The organism is Actinomadura geliboluensis, assembly GCF_043197915.1.
Taxonomy (GTDB): Bacteria; Actinomycetota; Actinomycetes; order Streptosporangiales; family Streptosporangiaceae; genus Spirillospora; species Spirillospora geliboluensis.
Genome location: NZ_JBICUA010000001.1, coordinates 1,081,489 through 1,102,095 on the forward strand (window position 1 = coordinate 1,081,489; position 20,607 = coordinate 1,102,095).

Annotated in this window: 15 protein-coding genes; 3 read left to right on the forward strand and 12 right to left on the reverse strand. The window is 72.7% G+C overall.

What is annotated here, in order from left to right; genetic code table 11:
• Positions 1-24 precede the first annotated feature (24 nt).
• Positions 25-813 (forward strand): hypothetical protein, encoded by a 789-nt coding sequence (locus tag ACGFI1_RS05190; RefSeq protein ID WP_392783047.1) that lies wholly within the window; start codon positions 25-27, stop codon positions 811-813.
• A gap of 79 nt (positions 814-892) precedes the next feature.
• On the opposite strand, the gene ilvC is transcribed toward ACGFI1_RS05190, so the two are convergent.
• The 4 genes from ilvC to ACGFI1_RS05210 all read right to left on the reverse strand — a co-directional run bounded on the left by ilvC (position 893) and on the right by ACGFI1_RS05210 (position 7,322).
• The gene (ilvC, locus tag ACGFI1_RS05195) at positions 893-1,876 is read right to left on the reverse strand and encodes a ketol-acid reductoisomerase (protein WP_386868012.1); all 984 of its coding nucleotides are present in this window, start codon (positions 1,874-1,876) and stop codon (positions 893-895) included.
• 74 nt (positions 1,877-1,950) lie between these two features.
• A complete protein-coding gene (gene ilvN, locus ACGFI1_RS05200) occupies positions 1,951-2,475 on the reverse strand; it encodes an acetolactate synthase small subunit (RefSeq protein ID WP_138636588.1) in 525 nt (174 codons plus the stop codon).
• A 5-nt stretch (positions 2,476-2,480) separates the two neighbouring features.
• Entirely contained in the window at positions 2,481-4,367 is a 1,887-nt protein-coding gene (locus ACGFI1_RS05205; RefSeq protein ID WP_392783051.1) for an acetolactate synthase large subunit, read from the reverse strand.
• 126 nt (positions 4,368-4,493) lie between these two features.
• Positions 4,494-7,322: a putative bifunctional diguanylate cyclase/phosphodiesterase gene (locus tag ACGFI1_RS05210; protein WP_386867448.1), complete on the reverse strand. Its 2,829-nt coding sequence runs from the start codon at positions 7,320-7,322 to the stop codon at positions 4,494-4,496.
• Between the two features lie 434 nt (positions 7,323-7,756).
• Between ACGFI1_RS05210 and ACGFI1_RS05215 the strand changes: the two genes are divergently transcribed.
• Positions 7,757-8,857 (forward strand): PQQ-dependent sugar dehydrogenase, encoded by a 1,101-nt coding sequence (locus tag ACGFI1_RS05215; protein WP_386867450.1) that lies wholly within the window; start codon positions 7,757-7,759, stop codon positions 8,855-8,857.
• A 58-nt stretch (positions 8,858-8,915) separates the two neighbouring features.
• Here ACGFI1_RS05215 and gatB read toward each other — a convergent pair whose 3' ends face one another.
• Genes gatB through gatC form a run of 3 tightly spaced genes read right to left on the reverse strand, consistent with a single transcriptional unit; the run spans position 8,916 to position 12,218 of the window.
• Positions 8,916-10,400, reverse strand: coding sequence for an Asp-tRNA(Asn)/Glu-tRNA(Gln) amidotransferase subunit GatB (gene gatB / locus ACGFI1_RS05220; RefSeq protein WP_138636603.1), 1,485 nt, complete (start codon positions 10,398-10,400; stop codon positions 8,916-8,918).
• 14 nt (positions 10,401-10,414) lie between these two features.
• A complete protein-coding gene (gene gatA, locus ACGFI1_RS05225) occupies positions 10,415-11,914 on the reverse strand; it encodes an Asp-tRNA(Asn)/Glu-tRNA(Gln) amidotransferase subunit GatA (protein ID WP_392783055.1) in 1,500 nt (499 codons plus the stop codon).
• A gap of 4 nt (positions 11,915-11,918) precedes the next feature.
• Positions 11,919-12,218: an Asp-tRNA(Asn)/Glu-tRNA(Gln) amidotransferase subunit GatC gene (gene gatC / locus ACGFI1_RS05230; RefSeq protein WP_138636592.1), complete on the reverse strand. Its 300-nt coding sequence runs from the start codon at positions 12,216-12,218 to the stop codon at positions 11,919-11,921.
• Between the two features lie 164 nt (positions 12,219-12,382).
• Between gatC and ACGFI1_RS05235 the strand changes: the two genes are divergently transcribed.
• Complete coding sequence (locus tag ACGFI1_RS05235; RefSeq protein ID WP_138636593.1) at positions 12,383-12,628, forward strand: DUF6458 family protein; 246 nt, start codon at positions 12,383-12,385, stop codon at positions 12,626-12,628.
• A gap of 193 nt (positions 12,629-12,821) precedes the next feature.
• Here ACGFI1_RS05235 and ACGFI1_RS05240 read toward each other — a convergent pair whose 3' ends face one another.
• From ACGFI1_RS05240 to mnmA, 5 genes are all read right to left on the reverse strand, one after another.
• Positions 12,822-14,969: a putative bifunctional diguanylate cyclase/phosphodiesterase gene (locus ACGFI1_RS05240; protein ID WP_392783058.1), complete on the reverse strand. Its 2,148-nt coding sequence runs from the start codon at positions 14,967-14,969 to the stop codon at positions 12,822-12,824.
• 258 nt (positions 14,970-15,227) lie between these two features.
• A complete protein-coding gene (ligA, locus tag ACGFI1_RS05245) occupies positions 15,228-17,396 on the reverse strand; it encodes an NAD-dependent DNA ligase LigA (protein WP_138636595.1) in 2,169 nt (722 codons plus the stop codon).
• Positions 17,397-17,499: 103 nt separating this feature from the next.
• The gene (locus ACGFI1_RS05250; protein ID WP_392783060.1) at positions 17,500-18,507 is read right to left on the reverse strand and encodes a methionine synthase; all 1,008 of its coding nucleotides are present in this window, start codon (positions 18,505-18,507) and stop codon (positions 17,500-17,502) included.
• Between the two features lie 25 nt (positions 18,508-18,532).
• Positions 18,533-19,351, reverse strand: a complete 819-nt coding sequence (locus ACGFI1_RS05255; protein ID WP_392783063.1) for an LLM class F420-dependent oxidoreductase — start codon at positions 19,349-19,351, stop codon at positions 18,533-18,535.
• Positions 19,352-19,491: 140 nt separating this feature from the next.
• Positions 19,492-20,568 carry a tRNA 2-thiouridine(34) synthase MnmA gene (mnmA, locus tag ACGFI1_RS05260; RefSeq protein ID WP_392783066.1) on the reverse strand — a complete coding sequence of 359 codons (1,077 nt, stop codon included), beginning with the start codon at positions 20,566-20,568 and terminating at the stop codon, positions 19,492-19,494.
• Between the last annotated feature and the right edge of the window lie 39 nt (positions 20,569-20,607).

Below are 20,607 nucleotides of genomic sequence, written 5' to 3' on the forward strand. Positions count from 1 at the left end.
TCCCCGGCCGATCAGGAGAGACCCGTGACCTCGGACTGCACCATCAGCGTCCTGCGCGACGTGCTGCGCGTGTACGACCACCGCTACCTGAGCCTCGACCGCGTCCAGCGGGAGCGGCTCGTGGAGGGCACCCGCCACCTGCTCGGCGAGGAGGGGCTGAGCGAGGCCGCCCGCGCCGCCATGCCGGCGTCCGTGCGGCTCCGGGCGTTCTGCATCCAGCACGGCCTGCGCGACGAGCTGGAGCGGCTGATCCGGGACGAGGTGGAGGGCAGCCCGGCGGGCGCCGTGGTGGTCGGCGGCCGGATCTACGCGATGTACCCCTACCTGCGCGGCGTCCCGAGGCAGGACGCCGACATCACCACCGAGGTCGGCGTCGAGCACCGGCTCGACGCGGTCGCCTGGCAGGGCCGCAAGGTGCGCATCCGCGGCGTCGCCGCGCTCCAGCGCGTCGAGACCAACCACACCGCCGTGGACCTCATCCTGCGCGAGCGGACCTCCGGCGTCGAGCACGGCTTCCCCGCCGGGCCCCGCCCGGACGGCGCCCGCGGCTTCGAGGCCGTCGCCGACCCCGCCGCCGTGGCGCCCGGCCGCTGGGACGTGCACGTCGCGGCGACCGCGCTCGGCGTCACCCGCGAGGCCCGCTTCGGCTCCGTCCGCGCCGAGGGCGTGCGGACCGGCCCGCAGCGGCGGGCGGCCGGCGCGAAGGACGTCGCCGTCTACTTCACCAGGGGCGGCCACCTGGCGCTCTTCGTCAGCGGCACCGGCGGCGGCCCCTCGCTGCGGGCCCGGCTGCTCCGCCGGTTCGGCCTCTGAGCCTCCCCGGCACGCGGGCCGGACCCGGAGAACGGCGAAGGCGCGGAGGCCGCCGGCCTCCGCGCCCCCGGCGCGGTGCTCAGTCGTTGAGCCAGCTCATCATCGGGCGCAGCTCGGCGCCCGTCTTCTCGACCGGGTGCTCGGCCATCTTCTCGCGGTACTCCTTGAACTTCTTCTGGCCGCTCTCGAACTCGTCCACCAGCTCCTTGGCGTACTGGCCGGACTGGATCTCGCCGAGGATCTTCTTCATCGCGGCCTTGGTCTCCGGCGTGATCACGCGCGGGCCGCTGCGGTAGCCGCCGTACTCGGCGTTGTCGGACACCGACCAGTACATCTTGGAGATGCCGCCCTCGTACATGAGGTCGACGATCAGCTTCAGCTCGTGCAGCACCTCGAAGTAGGCGACCTCCGGCTGGTAGCCGGCCTCGGTCAGCACCTCGAAGCCGGTCTTGACCAGCTCGGACGCGCCGCCGCACAGCACGGCCTGCTCGCCGAACAGGTCGGTCTCGGTCTCCTCGGTGAAGGTGGTCTTGATGCCGCCCGCGCGCAGGCCGCCGATCGCCTTGGCGTAGGAGAGGGCCAGCGGCCAGGCGTTGCCGGACGCGTCCTTCTCCACGGCCACGATCACCGGCACACCGCGCCCGGCGACGAACTGGCGGCGGACGAGGTGGCCCGGGCCCTTCGGTGCGACCATCGCCACGTCCACGCCCTCCGGCGGCTGGACGAGGCCGTAGCGGATGCTGAAACCGTGGCCGAAGAACAGCGCGTCGCCCTCGACGAGGGCCGGCTTGATGTCCTTCTCGAAGATCTCCCGGTGGTGGTGGTCCGGGGCCAGCAGCATGATGAGGTCGGCCTCCTCGGCCGCCTCCGCCGGGGTCACGACGCGCAGGCCCTCGGCCTCCGCCAGCTCCCGGCTGGCCGACCCCTCGCGGAGCCCGACCCGGACGTCCACGCCGGAGTCGCGCAGGGAGAGCGCGTGCGCGTGCCCCTGGCTGCCGTAGCCGATGACCGCCACGTGCCGGCCCTGGATCACGCTCAGGTCGGCGGCGTCGTCGTAGAACATCTCAGCCACAGTGCTGTCGCCTTTCGTTGTATCTGTATTGGTCTGCCGGCGTGCGGGGGCGGGCCCCGCACGGGCTACGCGCTGCGCTCGATCGCCCGGAGCGAGCGGTCGGTGATGGACCGGGCGCCGCGGCCGATGGCCACCATGCCCGACTGCACCAGCTCCTTGATGCCGAACGGCTCCAGGACCCGGATGAACGCGTCCAGCTTGTCGCGGTTGCCGGTCGCCTCGATCGTGACCGCGTCCGGCGCGACGTCCACCACCTTGGCACGGAACAGGTTGACGGTCTCCAGCACCTGCGAGCGCGTCTCCGCGTCCGCCCGCACCTTGACCAGCACCAGCTCGCGCTGGACCGACGCCCCGGAGTCCAGCTCGACGATCTTCAGCACGTTGATCAGCTTGTTGAGCTGCTTGGTGACCTGCTCGAGCGGCAGGTCGGCGACGTTGACCACGATCGTCATCCGGGAGATGTCCGGGTGCTCGGTGACGCCGACCGCGAGGGACTCGATGTTGAAGCCGCGCCGGGAGAACAGCGCCGCGACCCTGGCCAGGATGCCGGGCTTGTTCTCCACCAGCACCGAGAGGGTGTGCAGGCTCATCGGGGTCAGTCTCCGTTCTCCCACTCGGGCGCCATGTCCCGCGCGATCTTGATGTCGTCGTTGGTGGTGCCGGCCGCGACCATCGGCCAGACCATGGCGTCCTCGTGCACGACGAAGTCGATCACGACGGGCGCGTCGTTGATCTCCATGGCCTTGGCGATGACCTCGTCGACGTCCTCGGCCTTGTCGCAGCGCAGGCCGACACAACCGTACGCCTCGGCGAGCTTGACGAAGTCGGGGATCCGCTTCTCGGCGTGCTCGGCCTGCGGCTTGAGGCCGGTGTTGGAGTAGCGCTCGTTGTAGAAGAGCGTCTGCCACTGCCGGACCATGCCGAGGTTGCCGTTGTTGATGATCGCGACCTTCACCGGGATGCCCTCGATCGCGCAGGTCGCGAGCTCCTGGTTGGTCATCTGGAAGCAGCCGTCGCCGTCGATCGCCCACACCGTGGTGTCGGGCGCGCCCGCCTTGGCGCCCATCGCCGCCGGGACGGCGTAGCCCATCGTCCCGGCGCCGCCGGAGTTCAGGAACGCGCCCGGCCGCTCGTACTTGATGAACTGCGCGGCCCACATCTGGTGCTGGCCGACGCCCGCGACGTAGTAGGCGTCCGGACCGGCGATCTCCCCGATCCGCTCGATGACGTACTGCGGGGACAGCGAGCCGTCGGCCGGCGTGTCGTAGCCCAGCGGGTAGGTCTCCCGCCAGGCGTTCAGCTGCCGCCACCAGTCGGTGTAGTCGCCCTCGTGGCCCTGCTCGTGCTCGTTCTGCACGGCGACGATCAGGTCGGCGATGACCTCGCGGGCGTCCCCGACGATCGGGACGTCGGCGTGCCGGTTCTTGGAGATCTCCGCCGGGTCGATGTCGGCGTGCACGACCTTGGCGTGCGGCGCGAACCCGTCCAGCTTGCCGGTGACCCGGTCGTCGAACCGGGCGCCGAGGGTGACCAGCAGGTCGGACCGCTGCAGCGCGCCGACCGCGCCGACCGCGCCGTGCATGCCGGGCATGCCCATGTGCAGCGGGTGGCTGTCGGGCAGCGCGCCCTTGGCCATCAGCGTGGTGACGACGGGCGCGCCGGTCAGCTCGGCGAGCACCTTCAGCTCGGCGGACGCGCCGGCCTTCAGCACGCCGCCGCCGACGTACAGCACCGGGCGCTCGGCGTTCACGATGAGCCGGGCCGCCTCGCGGACCTGCTTGGAGTGCGGCCGGGTGACGGGCCGGTAGCCGGGCAGCTGGAGCGCGACCGGCCACTCGAAGGCGACGGTGGCCTGGAGCGCGTCCTTGGCGATGTCGACCAGGACCGGCCCCGGCCGCCCGGTGCCCGCGATGTGGAACGCCTCGGCGATCGTCCGGGCGATGTCGGACGCCTTGGTCACCAGGAAGTTGTGCTTGGTGATCGGCATCGTGATGCCGGCGATGTCGGCCTCCTGGAAGCCGTCCGTCCCGATGAGGGAGGACGCGACCTGGCCGGTGATCGCCACCATCGGCACCGAGTCCATGTAGGCGTCGGAGATCGCCGTGACGAGGTTGGTCGCGCCGGGGCCGCTGGTGGCCATGCAGACGCCCACCTTGCCGGTCACCATCGCGTAGCCCTGGGCGGCGTGTCCGGCGCCCTGCTCGTGCCGGACGAGGACGTGGCGCAGCTTCTTGGAGTCGAACAGCGGGTCGTACGCCGGGAGGATCGCGCCACCCGGAATGCCGAACACGGTGTCGACGCCGACGTTCTCCAGGGCGCGGACCAGCGCCTGGGCTCCCGTCATCTGTTCGGTCGTCATGATTCTGCGGTTCCTTGGGGAGTGAGTCTTGGCTCGCCGGGCAACAAAAAACCCCCGCCGCCGTGAAGCGGTCGAGGGGAGGCGCGCAGGACGAGAAGCTTGGTCAGCCCGCGCGCCGGCCAAGTACTACGAGGATGATGGAGGTGCTCTGCACGAGCCCACTTTCGCCGATGTCCGCCCCCCGGTCAAATCCGTGGACAGTAAATCTCAGGATTTGAGATAACTGTGGCGCGGTTCACGCGGCGGAGGTCAGCCGGGCAGGGGCAGCGCGACGTCGCCCGGCCGGTTGCGCCCGGCGAGGTTCGTCCGCACCAGCGACTCGACCCGCCCCGCCGCCATCGGGCGCGCCACGAGGAAGCCCTGGCCGCGCGGGCAGCCCATCTCCCGCAGCAGCTCCAGCTGCTCGGGCCGCTCGATGCCCTCGGCCACCACCGTCAGCCCGAGGTCGCTGCCGAGCCGGACGATCGTGCGGGTGAGCAGCGTCAGCGTCTCGTCCGCGCCGAGGCCCGCCACGAACGACGGGTCGATCTTGATGATGTCCACCGGGAGCTGCCCGAGGTAGGCCAGCGAGGCGTACCCGGTGCCGAAGTCGTCGATCGCCAGCCGGACGCCGAGGTCGCGCAGCTCCGACAGCCGCGCCACGTTCTGCCCGGCGTCCTCGACGAGGACCTCCTCGCGGACCTCCAGGGTGAGCGCGCTCGGCGCCAGCCCCGTCTCCTCCAGCACCGCCGCGACCGTCTCGGTGAACCGCGGCGCGGCGATCTGCCGGGCGGTGAAGTTCACCGACAGGCCGATGTCCCAGGAGTCGCCGCGCCAGCGGGCGACCTCGCGGCACGCCTCCCGCAGCACCCACTCGCCGAGCGGCACCATCAGGCCGGACTCCTCCGCCGGGCCGATGAACTCCTCCGGCGGCACCGCCTCGCTCCCCCGCCACCAGCGCAGCAGCGCCTCAACCCCGGTCACCCGGGACGTGCCGAGGTCCACCACCGGCTGGAACTCCACCGCGAACTGCTCCTCGGCGAGCGCCGTCTGCAGGTCGCTGCCGAGCTCCAGCCGCCGGACGACGTCGGCGTGCATGTGCGGGGCGTACACCTCGACGCGCCCGCCGCCCGCCTCCTTCGCGCGGGCCATCGCGAGGTCGCCGTTGCGCAGCAGGTCGGCGGCGGAGCGGCGGACCCGGCGGCCCGCGTCGGCGCCGCCGCGGCCGGCGCCGGGCTCCTCCTCGTCCCCGGCGAACGCGATGCCGACACTCGCCGTCAGCACGATGTGCTTGTCGCCCACCTGGTAGGGGTCGACCGAGAGGACGCGCAGCAGCCGCCCGGCGAGCTCGACCGTGGCGCGGGTCTCGCCGTCGTCCGGCGGGAGCTGCACGAGCACGGCGAACTCGTCGCCGCCCCACCGCGCCACCGTGTCGTCCGACAGGACGTTCGCGCGCAGCCGCCGCGCCGCCTGCGCGAGCACCTGGTCGCCGGCCGCGTGCCCCTCCGAGTCGTTCACCGCGGTGAACCCGTCGAGGTCGACGAACACGACGGCGGCCTTCCCGCCGGACGGCTGCCGCGACAGCACCTCCCGCGTCCGCTCCTCGAAGTAGGACCGGTTCGGCAGGCCCGTCAGCCCGTCGTGGAACGTCAGGTGCGCGACCTGCCGCTGCAGCGCCGCCTGCTCGCTCAGGTCCCGCGTCGTCACCAGCAGCCGCGCCGGCGTCCCGGCCGAGCCGCTGTACCGCGAGATCGTCGACTCGGTCGGCAGCCAGGTGCCGTCGGCCGCGCGCACCCGGCACGACACGCGCAACGCGTCGTCGGGCCCGCTGCCGGGCTGCTCGCCCAGGAACTCGGTGAACACCGCCTGGACGCGCGGCAGGTCCTCCGGGTGGACGATCTCACTCAGCGGGCGCCCGAGCAGCTCCTCGGACGTGTAGTGGTACGTCCGCAGCGCACCCGCGCTGGCGTACTGGACGGTCGCGTCCAGGTCGCAGATGAGCACCGCGTCGTTGATGCTCTCCGACAGCGCCCGGAAGTGCTCCTCGCCGGTGTCCACGGCCCGGCGCAGCGCCTCGTTCTCGTGCAGCAGCGCGGCGAGCCGCGCGATCAGCACCAGCGCGGCCGAGCCCGCGGCGATCGACACGCCGGGCTCCAGGCCGTTCTGGCCGGTGAGCGAGTGGCCCCCGATGAACAGCGCCGCCGCCGCGGCGACCGCGGCGGGCGCGATGCCGGGGCCGATCATGCGGCCGCGCTCCTCGCCGTCCACCTCGACGTCCGCCGGGATGTCGTCGACCGGCAGGTCCGGCTCGGCGACCGGGCCCGTCCACGGCACCAGCAGCAGGAGCAGCAGCCCGGCGAGGCGGAGGATGTCGGACGGGTCGTCGGACGGCCCGCCGCCGTCCAGCCGGACGAACGTGCTCACGATGTCGGCGGCGGCGATGGCGGTGAGCGCGCCGTACCCCATCCAGGCGAGCCGCCGGTGCCCGCGGGCCGCGCCGAGGACGAACGGCAGCGCGCCGCAGACGAACACGATGTCGATCAGCGGGTACAGCAGTTCCAGCAGGAACTCCTGCGGCGCCTCCCCCGACCGGTGGTACAGGGTGCCGAACAGCGCGACCCAGCCGAGCACGAACAGCGCGCACGCGCAGACATAGGTGTCGGCCGCATAGCGCAGCCAGGTGCCCGCGTCGCGCGGCAGCCGGATCGGCGCGACGAGCCCCGTGACGAGCGCCACCAGCGCGAACAGGTAGAACAGGTCGGGCACCGACAGGGACAGCGCGGTGCGGCCGGCGCCGTCCGCCAGGGCCCCGCCGAGCGCGCCGACGAACCAGGACGCGGCGGCGATCCCGTACCACCGCCACGACGCGCGCCAGAGCCCGCCCGGCGCGCCCGGCTCCGCCGGGACGCCGTCCGGCCGGCGGGACGACAGCAGCAGCGAGACCGCGGCGGCGCCCGCGGCGCCCGCCTCCGCCCACGCGATGAACGCCCGGCCGCCCCAGCCCAGCAGCGAACCGGTGGCGTACAGCACGCCGACGACCGCGGCCATGGCGACCGGCAGCGCACGCGGCGGCATCCGCCTGGCGTAGTCGCCGCTCATCGCGCCGGTCCCTTCCTGCCCCCGGTGGGGCGTGTCGGCCCCCGCGGACGGTGGACGCCGCACGTCGGGGAAGAGTCGGGTCCACGACCCTCGCCGCCCGTACAACGGGCGGAAGGCCGCGGATCGTGCCCCGCGCAGGGTCGGCGCGGGCCGGTGGCGACCGGCCTGCCTGGGGGGAGCATGCCTGCCGGAGCCGCCTGCCGGAGATCAGCGACGTTGCTGCACTACGGGATCACCGTGTCGCTCACTGTACGTTCGGTAGGTCACGGAGCGATTGAGGCTGAGCGTCCTCCCGGCGACAAACGACCTCGTCGCGGATCCGTTTGGGAGGCCCGAAATGGGATCGTCACCGAATCGGCGGCTTGCCCCCACATGACGCTCGGTGACGGGGAACGACCGGACCGCCGGATGCGTACTACCTACGGGAGGCGTTCATGCGACTGCACACGATCGTCCTGGTCTCGACCGCGGTGCTCCTCGCGGGCTGCTCGTCCTCTTCGTCCGGCGGGGGCGACGACGGCGGCGGACGCACTTCGCCGCCGGTTTCGTCCGGCGCGCCGTCCGGGACGCCCGGAGCGCCCGGCAAGCCGCGCACCGTCGCCGCGGATCTGGAGGTGCCGTGGGCGGTGGCGTTCCTGCCCGGCGGCGACGCGCTCGTGACCGAGCGGGACTCGGGCCGCGTGGTGCGGGTCGCGCCGTCCGGGCAGAAGACGGTCGTCGGCACGGTGCCCGGCGTGGAGGCGCAGAGTGAGGCGGGGCTACTGGGCGTGGCCGTTTCGCCGTCGTACGCGTCCGACCATCTCGTCTACCTGTACTACACGGCCGCGGCGGACAACCGTGTCGCCCGCGCCACCTATGACGGGCGCCTCGGTACGCCCGAGCCGATCGTCACCGGCATCCCGAAGGGCCCCAACCACGACGGCGGGCGGCTCGCGTTCGGCCCCGACAAGATGCTCTACATCACCACCGGCGAGACCGGCGACGGCCCGCTCGCCCAGGACAAGAACTCCCTCGCCGGGAAGATCCTCCGCGTGACGCCCGACGGGAAACCCGCCCCCGGCAACCCGTTCGGCAACCGCGTCTGGACGTACGGGCACCGCAACGTCCAGGGCCTCGCCTGGGACGGCAAGGGCCGCCTCTACGCCACCGAGTTCGGCCAGAACCGCTTCGACGAGATCAACCTGATCCAGAAGGGCAAGAACTACGGCTGGCCCGAGGTCGAGGGCGACGAGGACGGCGACGGCTTCACGAAGCCGCTGCTGACCTGGACGACCGACGAGGCGTCGCCGTCCGGTCTCGCCTACGCGGACGGCTCCCTGTGGGCCGCCGCGCTGCGCGGCGAACGCCTCTGGCAGGTCCCCCTGAACAACGGCAAGGTGGGCCGCCCCGTCGCACACCTCCAGAACGAGTTCGGACGCCTGCGCGCCGTCACCAAGGCCCCCGACGGCACCCTCTGGGTCACGACCAGCAACCGCGACGGCCGCGGCGACCCCGCCCCCAACGACGACCGCATCCTCAGCGTCCGCCCAGACTGACCACCGTCCCGCGCCCATCGGAGGGGCGCGGGACGGCACCGCGTGTCAGGACGCGTGATCAGGACGCGCCGAGCTTCTCCAGGATGAGTTCGCGGGCGCGGCCGGCGTCGGCCTGGCCGCGGGTGGCCTTCATCACGGCGCCGACGAGGGCGCCGGCGGCGGCGACCTTCCCGGCGCGGATCTTGTCGGCCACGTCGGCGTTGTCGGCGATCACCTGGTCGATGACCGAGGACAGCTCGCCCTCGTCGCTGACGACCTTCAGGCCGCGCTTCGCCACGACCTCGTCCGGCGTGCCCTCGCCGGCGAGGACGCCCTCGAACACCTTGCGGGCCAGCTTGTCGTTCAGCTCCCCGGCCGTGATCATCGCCTGCACGCGGGCGACCTGCTCCGGCGTGATCGGCAGGTCGGCCAGCTCGACGCCCTGCTCGGTGGCGCGCCGCGACAGCTCGTTCATCCACCACTTGCGGGCCGCGCCGGCGTCGGTGCCCTGCGCGACCGTCGCCTCGATGAGGTCGACCGCGCCGGCGTTGACGACGTCGCGGAGCTCCAGGTCCGACAGGTTCCACTCGGCCTGGATGCGGCGCCGGCGCGCCGCCGGGAGCTCCGGCAGGGACGCGCGCAGCTCCGCCACCCAGTCCCGGGACGGCGCCATCGGCACCAGGTCGGGCTCGGGGAAGTAGCGGTAGTCCTGCGCCTCCTCCTTGCTGCGCCCGCTCGTGGTGCGGCCGGTGTCCTCGTGGAAGTGGCGGGTCTCCTGGACGATGCGGCCGCCGGCGTCCAGCACGCCGGCCTGCCGCTCGATCTCCGACCGGACGGCCCGCTCCACCGACCGCAGCGAGTTGACGTTCTTGGTCTCGGTGCGGGTGCCCCACTCGGACGCGCCGCGCGGCATCAGCGAGACGTTCACGTCGCAGCGCATCGAGCCCTGCTCCATGCGGACGTCCGACACGCCGAGCGACCGGACCAGCTCGCGCAGCTCCGTCGCGTACGCGCGCGCAACCAGCGGCGCCTTGTCGCCGGTCGCCGGGATCGGCTTGGTGACGATCTCCACCAGCGGGATGCCGGCCCGGTTGTAGTCGACCAGCGAGTACTCGGCGCCGTGGATGCGCCCGGTCGAGCCGCCGACGTGCAGCGACTTGCCGGTGTCCTCCTCCATGTGGACGCGCTCGATCTCGATCCGGTACGTCTCGCCGTCGACCTCGACCTCCAGGTGGCCGTCCACGCACAGCGGCTCGTCGTACTGCGAGATCTGGAAGTTCTTCGGCATGTCCGGATAGAAGTAGTTCTTCCGGGCGAACCGGCACCACTCCACGATGTCGCAGTTCAGCGCCAGGCCGATCTTGATGATGCCCTCGATCGCCGCGTGGTTGGTCACCGGCAGCGCCCCCGGCAGCCCGAGGCACACCGGGCACACCTGCGTGTTCGGCTCCGCGCCGAACTCCGTCGGGCAGCCGCAGAACATCTTCGACGCGGTGCCGAGCTCGATGTGCGTCTCGATCCCGAGGACCGGCTCGTACTTCGCCAGCGCCTCGTCGTAGTCCATCAGCGTCGGGGTGGTCACTTCGCCTCCACCAGTTCCGGGGCCTGCGCCAGCAGCGGGCCGCCCCAGCGGTCTTCCAGGGCCCGCTCGACGGCGGCGCCGACGCGGTACACGCGGTCGTCGCCGAGGACGGGGGCCATGATCTGCAGGCCGACGGGCAGGCCGTCCGCCAGGCCGCACGGCACCGAGATCGCGGCGTTGCCGGTGAGGTTCGCCGGGATCGTGCACAGGTCGGCCAGGTACATCGCGATCGGGTCGTCGGCGCGCTCGCCGACCGGGAACGCGGTGGTCGGCGTGGTCGGCGAGACCAGCACGTCCACCTGCTCGAACGCCGCCTCGAAGTCGCGCTTGATCAGCGTGCGGACCTGCTGCGCCTTGCCGTAGTAGGCGTCGTAGTAGCCGGACGACAGCGCGTAGGTGCCGAGCATGATGCGCCGCTTGACCTCGGGCCCGAAGCCCTCGGCGCGGGTCAGCGCCATGACCTCCTCGGCGCTGCGGGTGCCGTCGTCGCCGACGCGCAGGCCGTACCGCATGGCGTCGAACCGCGCCAGGTTGGACGAGCACTCCGACGGCGCGATGAGGTAGTAGGCGGGCAGCGCGTAGGCGAAGTGCGGGCAGGACACCTCGACGACCTTCGCGCCGAGCGACTCCAGCAGCTCGACCGCCTCGTTGAACCGGGCGGACACGCCCGGCTGGTAGCCGTCGCCGGCGAACTCCTTGACGACGCCGACCCGCAGCCCGTTGACGTCGGCGCGGCGCGCGGCCTCCACGACCGGCGGGACGGCCTCGCTCACCGAGGTGGAGTCCATCGGGTCGTGGCCGCTGAACGCCTCGTGCAGCAGCGCCGCGTCGAGCACGTTCCGGGCGAACGGGCCAGGCGTGTCGAGCGACGACGCGAACGCGATCACGCCGTACCGGGAGGAGCCGCCGTAGGTCGGCTTCATGCCCACGATGCCGGTGACGGCGGCGGGCTGCCGGATGGAGCCGCCCGTGTCGGTGCCGGTCGACAGCGGCGCCTCGTACGCGGCGACCGCCGCCGACGACCCGCCGGACGAGCCGCCGGGGACGCGCTCCAGGTCCCACGGGTTGCGGGACACGCCGTAGGCGCTGTTCTCCGTGGACGAGCCCATCGCGAACTCGTCCATGTTCGTCTTGCCGAGGATCACCAGGCCGGCCTGCCGCAGCCGCGCCGTCACGGTCGCGTCGTACGGCGGCCGCCAGCCCTCCAGGATCTTGGACCCGGCGGTGGTGGGCATGTCGGCGGTGGTGAAGACGTCCTTGTGCGCGATCGGGACGCCCGCCAGCGGGCCGAGCTCGGCCCCGGCCGCACGCCGCTCGTCCACCTGCCGGGCCTGCGCCAGCGTCGTCTCGCGGTCGACGTGCAGGAACGCGTTGACCTGCGCGTCCACGGCGGCGATGCGGTCGAGGTGCGCCTCGGCCACCTCGACGGCCGACACCTCACCGGCGGCGAGCAGCTCGCCGAGCTCCGCCGCACCCTTCCTGACCAGTTCACTCATCCGCTCAGGCCTCCTCGTCCAGAATCCGCGGCACGCGGAAACGCTGCTCCTCGGCCGCCGGGGCACCGGAGAGGGCCTGCTCGGGGGTGAGGCACGGGCGTACCTCGTCCTCCCGGTAGACGTTGGTCAGCGGCAGCGCGTGCGAGGTGGGCGGGATGTCCTCCGCCGCGACCTCCTGCACCCGCGCGACCGCGGAGATGATCTGGTCGAGCTGGGCGGCGAGACGGTCGAGCTCGTCGTCGCCGAGCGCCAGCCGGGACAGCCGGGCGAGGTGCGACACCTCGTCACGGGTGATGGCGGACATGATGGAAACCGTTCCTGCGATGAAGTGGGTTCCCGCCCATCCTATGGGCCGAGCACCCGCGGGCCCGCCCGGTTTACGCAGGCACGATCGCGGCGCGCCGTTTCATCTCCGCACACGGGGAACTCTCCCCTCGTCCACCCCCGGGACGACGAGAGGAGCCCGCCGTGACCATCGGCGGCAGCATCGCCCTGATCATCATCGGCGCGATCCTGGCCTACGCGGTCAACTACGAGTTCAGCGGCATCGACATCCGCCTGGTCGGCGTGATCCTGATGATCGGCGGCCTGATCGGCCTGGTCATCGGCATCGTCCGGATCGTGTCCGCCCGCCGCGCCGTCGACCGCCGCCCCCCGCCGGCCGTCCGCGAGGAGTACTACACCGACGACTACGAACCCCGCCGCCGCTACTGACCACCGCGGCGCCCCGGCCACCGGAGCGCGGGCAGGCACGCGGAGCGAGTTCTGCGAGCGCAGCGGGCCTGCCCGCCGAGCCGGGCGACCGCAGCGACACGCCACGAACCCGCACGGTCATAAGGACCAGAACCGTGGCGTGAGGATCGACCGGCTCGTGACGGGGGTTCCAGGGGGTCGCCCCCCTGGGAGATCAAGCCGCGGGTTCGGGGGCCTTGCGGGAGTGGCGGCGGAGCCAGGCGGTGGCGGCCGCGGCGTCCATCGGGCGGCCGAAGTGCCAGCCCTGGGCGGCGTCGCAGCCCATCTCGCGGAGGGTCTCGGCGGTGGCCGGGTCCTCGACGCCCTCGGCGACCGAGCGCAGGCCGAGGGTGCGGACGAGGTCGACGATGGAGCGGACGATGACGGCGTCGTCGGTGGAGTCGGCGAGCCGGTGCACGAACGAGGCGTCGATCTTGATCTCCTCGACGGGGAGCCGCTTCAGCCGGACGAGGGAGGAGTAGCCGGTGCCGAAGTCGTCCAGGCTGAGCGGGATGCCGAGGGCGGCGAGGGCGCCGACGGTCTCGGAGGCGTAGGCGGGCTCGTTCATCAGGATCCGCTCGGTGATCTCCAGCTGGAGCGCGGCGGCGGGCAGGCCGCGGGCGAGCAGGCCCTCCTCGATCGTCTCGGCGAGGCCGGTGTCGAGGAGGTCGCGGCCGGAGACGTTCACGGCGACCTGGACGGCGAGGTCCTCCCGCCACCAGGCGGCGGTCTGCGCGAGCGCGGCGGTCACGACATGGTGGGTGATCGAGCGCATCAGGTACGTCTGCTCGGCGACGGACAGGAACGCCTCGGGTTCGAGGACGCCCTGGTCGGGGTGGCGCCAGCGCAGCAGCGCCTCCATGCCGACGAGCTGGCCGTCCCGCAGCGAGACCTTCGGCTGGTAGAACAGCTCCAGCTCGGAGCGGTCGATGGCGCGGCGCAGGTCGCCGAGCATGCTGAGCCGCGCCGGGGAGTTGCGGTCCTTGCCGGGCGAGTAGGTCTCGACGCCGGTGCGGGCCTCCTTGGCGTTGTACATCGCGACGTCGGCGCGCTGCAGGAGCAGCTCGAAGTCGGGGGCGTGGTCGGGGAACAGCGCGATGCCGACGCTGGCCTCAAGGTCGAACGACATGCCGTCCAGCCGGACGGGCTCGCTGAGCGCGGCGCGCAGCCTGGCGGCGACCTCGCGGGCGGCGGCCTCGTCCCGGACGGTCGGCAGCAGCACCGCGAACTCGTCGCCGCCGAGCCGCGCCACGAGGTCGCCGGGGCGGACGCTGTGGGTGAGCCGGTGCGCGACGAGTTGCAGGAGCCGGTCGCCGGTGGGGTGGCCGAGGGTGTCGTTGACCTCCTTGAAGCGGTCGAGGTCGAGGAGGAACAGCCCGGCGCGGTGGTCCGGCGGGTCGGCGGGCCTGCGGCGCCGGGAGCCGAGCCGGCCGGGGCGGTGCCGCTCGGCGCCGCGCTTGGGCGCGCCGTGGTGCTCGGCGCCGCGGCTCTTGGCGCCGCGCGCCTCGGCGAGCGCCTCCTCGGTGCGGACGATCAGCAGTTTGCGGTTGGGCAGCCCGGTCAGCCCGTCGTGCAGGGCCTGGTGCTCGCGCCGGACGGAGACCGAGGCGTTCATGTAGACGGCGATGAACGGCAGGACGATCAGCGGCACGAACAGGGCGGACCGGTCCATGGCGACGACCATCAGCGGGGCCAGCCCGAGCAGGGCCAGGTGGACCAGGATCTGGTAGCCGAGGTCGAAGCGGAGCGCCTTCACCAGCGAGACCCGCTCGTGCAGGGCGACGGCGGAGCCGACGAGGGTGTCGTTGCAGACGAAGTACACGGCGCCGGCGAGGGCGATCGCGGGCAGGTCGGAGCCCTGCGGCACCCACAGGCTGGACGGGGTCGCGAGGTTGCCCGACAGCGCGAGGACGAGCTGCGCGGCGGCGAGGCTGAGGGTGTACTGGGCGGCGTTGAAGGCGATCCGGTGCGGGGCGCGGCCGCGGAAGATGCCGCAGGTGATGACGGCGACGGCCTGGAGCGCGGCGGCGATGGGCAGGCCGGCGTACAGCAGCGCCGCGAACGAGAACGTGGTGGAGGTGGTGGCGCCGTTGTTCTCCGTGGAGCCCGGCGTGATGATCGGGCGCATCTCGCCGAAGATGATGAAGCAGCCGAGGATCCAGAAGACGGGCGTGCCGACGAGGGCGTCCAGGTCGGCCGCGCTCAGCCCGGAGAACGCGGCCCCGCCGGCCGTGATGCCGAGCAGGACGACCACGACGAAGTAGATCCACAACGGGGAGCCGCGGCGCGGTGCCGTGTTCCGCGTATTGTTCGGGTCCTTCATCACATCCTCGGGGGGAGGTTCGGGGGGCCGGCCCCCGGCACCGGGCGTCCCCGCTCCCGGGGGGACGCCTCCCGGGTGTTACGTCCGGAGATTCAGGTGTAGGTCGTGATGAGTGGGAGGGTACGGCCTTTGGTCAACTTCGCGAAACCGATTGCGTACGTTCCGTTATGCCGTATCACACCCACCGCTCACCGTTGGGTGATCGTAGTGTACCCCTGAGTAACGCGATGCTGGTCGGACCCCCATGACCACGCGGCGTTATTCGTCGGCGCGCAAAGTTACGTTTTTGGCCGCATCTGGCCCGTCGGCGAGCAGCACGCGGAAGCCGTCCTCCGCCAGGACCGGTACGCCCAGCTTGACGGCTTTGTCGTATTTCGACCCTGGACTGTCGCCGACGACCACGAAGCCGGTTTTCTTCGACACCGAGCCGGACACCTTGCCGCCGAGCCGCTGCACCGCCTCGGTCGCCGAGTCGCGGCTGTACTCCGCGAGCGAACCGGTGATCACCACGGTGACGCCCTCCAGCGGGCGCGGGCCCGCGGCGCCCTCGTCCTCCATCCGGACGCCAGCGGCCCGCCACTTGTCGACGATCTCCCGGTGCCAGTCGACCGCGAACCAGTTCTTGATCGACGCCGCGATCGTCGGCCCGACGCCGTCGACCGCCGCCAGCTCCTCCTCGGTCGCGGCCGCGATCGCGTCCATCGAGCGCATCTCGCGGGCGAGGTCGCGCGCGGCCGACGGCCCCACGTGCCGGATCGACAGCGCCACCAGCACCCGCCACAGCGGCTGCCGCTTGGCCTTCTCCAACTCCTCGAAGAGGATCTCGACCGTCTTCTTCGGCTCGCCCTCCTTGTTGGCGAAGAACGACACGACCTTCGGCTCGCCGGTCTTCGGGTCGGTCTTGGCCGTGCCGGTCTTGGAGTCGAGCACCAGGCTCCGGATCGGCAGCAGCTGCTCGACCGTCAGGTGGAACAGGTCGCCCTCGTTCTTCACCGGCGGGTCGGACGGCTCCAGCGGCTGCGTCAGCGCGGTCGCCGCGACATAGCCGAGCGCCTCGACGTCGAGCGCGTTGCGGCTCGCCACGAAGTACAGCCGCTCGCGCAGCTGCCCCGGGCAGTACTGAGCGTTGGGGCACCGGATGTCGGCGTCGCCCTCCTTCTCGTACGCCAGCTCGGTGCCGCACTCGGGGCAGTGCGACGGCATCTCGAACTCGCGCTCGGAGCCGTCCCGCAGCGCGGTCACCGGCGCGACGATCTCCGGGATGACGTCGCCGGCCTTGCGCAGCACGACGGTGTCGCCGATCAGCACGCCCTTGCGCTTGACCTCGCCCGCGTTGTGCAGCGTGGCCCGGTCGACGGTGGAGCCCGCGACTTTCACCGGCTCCATCACGCCGAACGGGGTGATGCGCCCGGTGCGCCCGACGCCGACCTTGATGTCGAGGAGCCGGGTGTTGACCTCCTCCGGCGGGTACTTCCACGCGATGGCCCAGCGCGGCGCCCGGCTCGTCGACCCGAGCCGCCGCTGCAGGGAGAACTCGTCGACCTTCACCACGACGCCGTCGATCTCGTAGGCGGGGTCGTGCCGGTTCTCGCCGTACTCGGCGATGTACTCGCGGACGGCGTCGAGCCCGCCGACGACCTTGTACCGGTCGCTGACCGGCAGCCCCCAGCCGCGCATCAGCTCGTACGCCCCGGACTGGCTCTCCGGCTGCGTCCCGCCCCGCCAGGCGCCGAACCCGTGGACGAGCATGCCGAGCGGCCGGTGCGCGGTGACCCGCGGGTCCTTCTGCCGCAGCGACCCCGCCGCCGCGTTGCGCGGGTTGGCGAACGGCTCCTTGCCCGCCTCCACCTGCGCGGCGTTGACCTGCTCGAACCCGGCGACCGGCAGGAACACCTCGCCGCGGACCTCCAGCACGTCCGGCCAGCCGTCGCCGGCCAGCCGGTCCGGGATGTCGGCGATCGTGCGGATGTTGTTGGTGACGTCCTCGCCGGTGCGCCCGTCGCCGCGGGTGACGCCGCGCGTCAGCCGCCCGCCCTCGTAGGTCAGCGCGATCGCCAGGCCGTCGATCTTCAGCTCGCACAGGTAGCCGGCGACGGTGCCGACCTCCTTGACGACCCGCTCGTCCCACGCGAGCAGCTCGTCGGCGCTCATCGCGTTGTCGAGGCTCTGCATCCGCTCCAGGTGACCGACCGTCGCGAAGTCGGTGACGATCGGCGCGCCGACCTTCTGCGTCGGCGAGTCGGGGGTGACCAGTTCGGGATGCCGCTCCTCCAGCGCGCCGATCTCCCGCATGCGGGCGTCGTACTCGGCGTCGGTGAGCGTCGGCTGGTCGAGGACGTAGTACCTGTAGTTGGCCTCCTCGAGCTCCCGGCTCAGCTCGAGGTGCCGCTGCCGTGCCTCCGCGGGAACGCCATCGCTCATGGTCATGCCCCCATTGTCGCCAACGCGTCCGACATTATGACCCGTGACGCACCCTGGTCATCCGCCTTCTTGGCGGCCCGCCGACCCGCTGGTGGGACGGCCCCTCCGGTCACTCGTCCGCGGCTTCGTAGAGCATCCGGGCGGTGTCGCGGCAGCGCTTGAGGGCGTCGCGGACATAGCGGGGCGACGCGCCCGCCATGCCGCAGGCGGGGGTGATCACGACCTGCCGGGCGAGCTGCGCGGGCGGGAAGCCGAGCCGCCGCCACAGGCCCTTCACCGGCTCGCCGGTCGCCTGGAGGGACGGCAGCGCGGCGTCGGTGCCGGGCACGGCGCCGAGGAACAGCCCGATCCCGGCGTCGATGGTCTCGCCCACCGCGTCGTCGTCGCGCTTCGGCACGAGGCGCAGGTCGACCGAGATCGCCTTCGCGCCGGCGCCGCGCAGCAGCCCGTACGGGACGTTCCGGGCGCAGCAGTGCACCACCGGGTAGGCGCCGGCGGCGTCGATCACCGTGCGGAGGGCGTCCTCGGCGACGGGCTCCTCGACGGCGCGGAGCCGCGAGAAGCCGCTGGCCGTCGGGACCGTCCCGGCCAGCGCGGCGGGCAGGCCCGGCTCGTCCAGCTGCAGGACGATCTCCGCCGCGGGCAGCCGCCGCCGGACGTCCGCGACGTGCGCGGCCACGCCCTCGGCGAGCGAGGCGGTCAGGTCCCGGACGGCGCCCGGGTCCTTCAGCGCCCGGTCGCCGTGCCGCAGCTCGATCGTGGACGCCAGCGTCCACGGCCCGCACACCTGGATCTTGAACGGCCCGTCGTGGCCGCCCGCGACCTCCTCCAGCACGTCGAGGTCGCGGGCCAGGTGGTCGCGGGAGCGCAGCGTGTCGCGGCCCGGCCGGTCGGAGAACCGCCAGCCGGACGGCTCGACCCGCACCGGCATGTCGATCAGCAGCCCGGCGGTCCGGCCGGTGAGGTCGGCGCCGGGGCCGCGCGCGGGCAGCTCCGGCAGGTGCGGCAGGTCGGGAAGCTCGCCGAGGACCACCCGCAGGGCCTCCGCCGGGTCGTCCCCCGGATACGACCCCACCCCGGTCGCCGTCCCCGCCTGCCACGGGTAGCTCGTCGTCACGTCCCCGACCCTATCGGCGCAGTGATCAGACCAGGTCCGCGAGCCGGTCGAGGTAGCGGAGCGTCGCGTCCTCGGGCTCGGTCCTCAGGTTGAACAGCACCTCGTCGACGCCGGCGTCCGCCAGCTCGGCGACGGCCTCCTTCTTCCCGGGCACGCCGAACAGGGTGACCGGCACTCTGCGGCCGGCCCGCTCCCGCAGCTCGGAGATCTGCGCCGCCAGCGTGTCCGTGCCGCGCCCGTAGATCGGCATCCAGCCGTCGCCGAACTCGACCACCCGGTCGAACGTCGTCGCGCCGGACCCGCCGATCATCACGGGCGGGTGCGGGTCCTGGACGGGCTTCGGGTAGGAGAACACCGGGTCGAAGTCGACGAACTCGCCGTGGAACTCCGCCTGCTCCTTCGTCCACAGCTCCTTGACGGCCAGCACGCGCTCGCGGAGCAGCCGCATCCGCGTCCTCGGGTCGGTGCCGTGGTTGCGCATCTCCTCCCGGTTCCAGCCGGCGCCGACGCCGAGCACCGCCCGCCCGCCGGAGACCAGGTCGAGGGACGCGACCTCCTTCGCCAGCACGATCGGGTCGCGCTGGACGACCAGCGCGATGCCCGTCCCGACGCGCAGCCGCTCCGTCACCGCCGCCGCCGCGGTCAGCGCCACGAAGGGGTCGAGCGTCCGGTAGTACTTCCGGGGCAGCTCCGCCCCGCCGGGCCACGGCGACTCCCGCTTCACCGGGATGTGCGTGTGCTCGGCCAGGTACAGCGACCCGAGCCCGCGCTCCTCCAGCGCCCGCCCGAGCGCCGCCGGACCGATCCCGTCATCCGTCACGAACGTCGAAACACCGAACTTCACAGCCGCCTCCCAAGTTCCGTCCAGGAGACGATAGGCCAACCGGTCACAGCGGCAAGGACCCCGCACACCCCCAGCCCCTCCAGGTCACCTCGGCGTTCGGGGCTTGGGGGTCGGAGAGTGCGGGGTCAAACAGCGCGCGGTCAGGCCGGGACGCGGGTGGTGTCGGCGATCGTGGCGGACGCGAGGACGCGGTCGCCGGCGTAGAGGACGGCGGCCTGGCCCGTCGCGACGCCGCGGGCCGGCGTGGCGAGGGTCATGCGCAGCTCGTCGCCGTGCGGCTCGGCGGTGCAGTCGTAGACCTCGCCGTGCGCGCGGAGCTGGACCTGGCAGGCGAAGGGGCCCTCCGGGACGTCGCCCAGCCACACGGCGCGCTCGCCGGTGATCTCGCGGACGTCCAGCTGCTCGCGCGGCCCGACGGTCACCGTGTTCGTGACCGGGGAGATGTCGAGGACGTAGCGGGGCCGGCCGTCCGGCGCCGGGGTGCCGAGGCGCAGGCCCTTGCGCTGGCCGATCGTGTAGGCGTAGGCGCCGTCGTGCTCGCCGACCTCGTTGCCGTCGGTGTCGACGATCGGGCCCCTGGCGGCGCCGAGCCGCTCGGCGAGGAAGCCGCGGGTGTCGCCGTCGGCGATGAAGCAGATGTCGTGGCTGTCCGGCTTGTCGGCGACCTGGAGGCCGCGCCGCTCCGCCTCGCGCCGGATGTCGGCCTTGGAGGTGTCGCCGAGCGGGAACAGCGCGTGCGCGAGCTGCTCGGGGGTGCAGACGGCCAGCACGTAGGACTGGTCCTTGGCCGGGTCGACGGCGCGGCGCAGGACGCCGCCCTCCAGGCGGGCGTAGTGGCCGGTGCAGACGGCGTCGAACCCGAGCGCCATGGCGCGGTCGAGCAGCGCGGCGAACTTGATCTTCTCGTTGCAGCGCAGGCACGGGTTCGGGGTGCGGCCGGCGGCGTACTCGCTGACGAAGTCCTCGACGACGTCCTGGTGGAAGCGTTCGGCGAGGTCCCAGACGTAGAAGGGGATGCCGATCACGTCGGCGGCGCGCCGGGCGTCGCGGGAGTCCTCCAGGGTGCAGCAGCCGCGCGCCCCCGTCCGGTAGGACTGCGGGTTGCTGGACAGGGCCATGTGGACCCCGGTGACGTCGTGCCCGGCCTCGGCGGCGCGGGCGGCGGCCACGGCGGAGTCGACGCCGCCCGACATGGCGGCGAGAACGCGCAGAGTCATAGTCCTTCGAGGGTACGCGGCGTGGCCCGGTCCGCCGTC

Bases quoted from the DNA above. Each gene is read 5' to 3' on its own strand.
- gatB (WP_138636603.1), bottom strand. From the start codon at position 10,400: ATGGACTACGACGAGGCGCTGGCGAAGTACGAGCCGGTCCTCGGGATC.
- mnmA (WP_392783066.1), bottom strand. From the start codon at position 20,568: ATGACTCTGCGCGTTCTCGCCGCCATGTCGGGCGGCGTCGACTCCGCC.
- ilvC (WP_386868012.1), bottom strand. From the start codon at position 1,876: ATGTTCTACGACGACGCCGCCGACCTGAGCGTGATCCAGGGCCGGCAC.
- gatC (WP_138636592.1), bottom strand. From the start codon at position 12,218: ATGTCCGCCATCACCCGTGACGAGGTGTCGCACCTCGCCCGGCTGTCC.
- ligA (WP_138636595.1), bottom strand. From the start codon at position 17,396: ATGACCATGAGCGATGGCGTTCCCGCGGAGGCACGGCAGCGGCACCTC.
- ACGFI1_RS05210 (WP_386867448.1), bottom strand. From the start codon at position 7,322: ATGAGCGGCGACTACGCCAGGCGGATGCCGCCGCGTGCGCTGCCGGTC.
- ilvN (WP_138636588.1), bottom strand. From the start codon at position 2,475: ATGAGCCTGCACACCCTCTCGGTGCTGGTGGAGAACAAGCCCGGCATC.
- gatA (WP_392783055.1), bottom strand. From the start codon at position 11,914: ATGAGTGAACTGGTCAGGAAGGGTGCGGCGGAGCTCGGCGAGCTGCTC.
- ACGFI1_RS05240 (WP_392783058.1), bottom strand. From the start codon at position 14,969: ATGAAGGACCCGAACAATACGCGGAACACGGCACCGCGCCGCGGCTCC.
- ACGFI1_RS05215 (WP_386867450.1), top strand. From the start codon at position 7,757: ATGCGACTGCACACGATCGTCCTGGTCTCGACCGCGGTGCTCCTCGCG.